The sequence below is a fragment of the Methylobacterium sp. WL7 genome (assembly GCF_008040085.1).
GTDB lineage: Bacteria > Pseudomonadota > Alphaproteobacteria > Rhizobiales > Beijerinckiaceae > Methylobacterium > Methylobacterium mesophilicum.
Window position 1 is genome coordinate 1 of sequence record NZ_VRVG01000246.1, and the last position, 3,523, is coordinate 3,523.

The following is a 3,523-nucleotide window of genomic DNA, read 5'->3' on the forward strand; positions in this document are numbered from 1 at the left end:
TTATAATAATGGGCCATTAACTCAGGGTACATTTTATGAGGTTGTAATTGAAAGCGATTCGCCTGTCCCTGGTTTTCAGTCGCAAACCGGCGGACCTTTTTACACATATTCGCTAAATAGCGATCTTATACCTGGTCATTACTGGCTTCATATGGTTCCAAACTATTTGGGAGAGGGGACTCAGGATCTGAATTTCAATGTGAGTATTAATGCATCTGGACTGTCTTTATCCTCTACGCCGTCTAATCCTACAGCTCCGACTGTACCATCTGAGGAAAATCCAACAACACCGCATCCGGGATCGCAGCCAACAGGACCGACATTACAACAGCAACTTCAAGCGGCGCAGGCGCGTCTTCATGACTTACAAGATCAGGACAGTATTCTGAAAGACGGAATTAATACTGCACAAACTGGCGCAAAGCTTGCCATCTTGGGCGCAGCATTTAAACTGACATCTCAAGTAGCGACGCTTGGGGTCGATGTCGCGGTCCTTGCCGGAGCTCCTGAGGCTAGAGCTGCAATAAATGGTACGAAAACACTCCTTGACTACATCAGTGCTCATGAGGATATTACCTCAAGTAATAGTAATGTAGTCGATAAAATTATCGCACTCTGGAATGCTGCAAATGTTTCTGTTGGCAGCTTTAGTGATTTTCTCTCTCATGAAGGAAAAAACTTACTTGGTATTTCAAACCTATCAAATGACGTATCTGCCATCATTAATACTAGTAACACATATTTTATTGGATACAAGGACGCCATTTCGACATATGAAAGTTTAAGCAATCAAGATGTTGGTGTACAACTGCAAATATTGCAAACTCAGCAGAAAATTCAGCAATTACAAAATCAGATCAATGCAGCCGGCGGCGCTGGCGGCCCCAGTAGCGGAACGATTATTCCACTGAACGTCAACAGCTTAATCGACCTAGGTGGCGTAGCCCAAGTGGTAAGCTCAATATCAGGCTCCGGCGTTCTTACCTCATCCATCCCTGCAGTGCTAAATGTAGCACTTGTAGACCAAACCAGCGGCATAAATAAATTCTCTGGCTCTATCTCCGGCTCGGTTTCGTTGCTAGTCAGCGGCACGGGTACGCAGGAACTGTCTGGCGCCAGCAGTTATACAGGTGGCACGTTTCTGACGGGTGGATCGGTCATCGTCTCCAACGCTCAAGCGTTTGGTACGGGAACTGTCCACACGATCGACCCGACCATTCAATTTGCGGCTTCTGGTACTTACGCGAACCAAATTTCACTCGATGTGGCTGCCTCAGGCTCCGGCGCCACCCAGACCACCTCAAACGACCCCACCGTCTTCCAGGTTGCTGGCGGCGTCACCGCAACGCTCTCAGGCAATATTGGAGCCGGCAGCGGCACCAACTTGGAAAGTCACGCGATTGACCCGAACCAGCCGCTCGTCGTGGCTGGGCTCGGATCAGGTGCGACCCTCGTGCTCACGGGCGCGAACGACTACGCGGGCGGTACGACCTTGAAGGGCACCGTCACCCTGGATCTAGCTTCTACTACCCTGCTTGATAGTTCTGGCCATGTCAGCTCAGGCGCCGCAGGTACGGGAAGTATCATCTTTTCTGATGGAGGCCAGGCACTCAAGATTGAGGCCGTCGCCGTTGGTTCGGACAGAGGTCATACCTTCACCAACGCGATCAGCGGTTTTGCTCCGGGTGATGTCATAGACTTGGTGGGGATCGGAACGGCCACAAGTGCGAGCTACGATGTGACGGCTCACACGCTGACCGTCACCGGTGGCACCCAGGTGGAGACGCTCAGCATCAGCGCGGCGCCGTCAGGTTACCACTACAGCGTCGTCGCTGATGGCAGCGGCGGTACAAATGTGACGCTCGTCGCTGATGGAACCACCGGATCAGCGCAGGCGGCGTCGGGTACCGTGACGCATGGCGTCAGCAACCCAAGCGGGGAGGTGTACGCGCTGTACGAGGGCCTGCTCGGGCACGCCCCCGACACCGCCGGCGGCCAAAGCTGGGTCGCGGCGCTCAACGCTGGGACAAGCCTGCACGACATCACGCAAGCGATCCTGTCCTCGCCCGAGGCGCAGGCGCACATCAACGCCAGCGACAACGTTGGCTTTGTCGAGCAGCTCTATGAGACCGTGCTCGGTCGCCACGCCGATCCGGACAGCGCGCACAGCTGGGTTGCCGCCCTTAATTCCGGCACCACCTCGCAGGCTGATGTCGCCAATGCGCTCGTCTTCTCCGACGAGCACATCGCCCAGCTGCAACCGGCTCTCACGGCAGGTGTGCCGGTCCTCGATCCAGGGCTGTCGAGCGCCCAGCATTTGTACGAGGCCCTGCTTCACCGTGACCCCGATCAGACCGGGCTGCAGAACATCTCCGACGCGCTCGCGCACGGTGGCACCCTGCATGACGTGGCTCAGAACATCCTGACCTCGTCCGAGTACCTCAGTGCCCATCCGCAGCTGAGCGACGGTCAGTACGTCGACGCGCTATACCAGGGCCTGCTCGAACGCGCGGGCGACGCCGCCAGCGCCAACAGCTGGGTCGCGGCTCTGTCCAACGGCACCGACCGCGCCAGCGTGGCCAACGCCTTCCTCGACTCGGCCGAGTTCCAGGGGCACTACGCCAACCAGGGCAGCGCGGCCTATGTCGACGCGCTGTACCAGCACGTGTTCGGGCATGCGGGTGACGCGAGCGCCGTGCAGAACCTGGCCAGCCAGCTCGATGCACACAGCGTGTCACGCATCGACGTCGCCAACAGCTTCACCAACTCAGCGGAGTTCCAGGCCCACTATCCGGGCTCGGGCGATGCTGGGTTCGTCGAGAGCCTGTACCACGACGCGCTCGGGCGTGCCCCGGACGCAGCTGGCGAGCAGAGCTGGGTGTATGCGCTCTCGCACGGCACCTCACGGGCGGACGTGGCGCTGGCGATCGTCGACAGCCCGGAGGCGCAACAGCACCTCGCCGCTCAGGTCGGCGCCGGACTGCACGTCGCGTGATGCCTTCGCCGAGGCGGACGTTGATCGCTCTCGTGATCAGCGCCGTCTCGGCGGATGTGACCACGGACCCGAAGTCAGGCCAGAGCTACTACACCGCGCGGATCGCGCTGTCGGGCGCGGAGCTGGCGCGGCTGGGCGAGGTGCGTCTGGTGCCGGGGATGCCGGTGGAGGCGCACCTGCACATCGGCGAGCGCACCGTGCTGAGCTACCCAGTCAAGCCGCTCACCGATCAGGTCGCTAAAGCTTGGCGTGAGCGGTAATCAATAATGCAATTATTGGAGAATTAACATGCAAAGAGTTTGGGTAAGATATGATTTGTCTGTAGAAGAAACGACACAAACCCTGCAAGTACCGAGCTACATGACGAATGTGAAAGGGTATAATGTACCAGTTTATGTTCCGTACGCGGACCCGTATTATTTGCCAGACACTCCTGAAGAATTTATCAAGCCTGGTCGAGGAGCATATTTTGCCTTAAGCACCATAGCTTATTCGAGTTTTTATATAGATAACAATAACTACCTCGTG

Annotated in this window: 2 protein-coding genes and 1 pseudogene; all 3 read left to right on the top strand. The window is 56.8% G+C overall.

Going from position 1 to position 3,523, the window contains the following annotated elements:
• Window positions 1-2,995 (top strand): DUF4214 domain-containing protein (locus FV233_RS28710; protein ID WP_147899559.1); only part of this gene is annotated, 2,995 nt, incomplete at its 5' end.
• A 35-nt stretch (window positions 2,996-3,030) separates the two neighbouring features.
• A pseudogene (locus FV233_RS28715) lies at window positions 3,031-3,255 on the top strand (HlyD family type I secretion periplasmic adaptor subunit); the annotation flags it as partial.
• A 28-nt stretch (window positions 3,256-3,283) separates the two neighbouring features.
• A partial coding sequence (locus tag FV233_RS30970; protein ID WP_210249516.1) for a hypothetical protein occupies window positions 3,284-3,523 on the top strand: 240 nt, incomplete at its 3' end.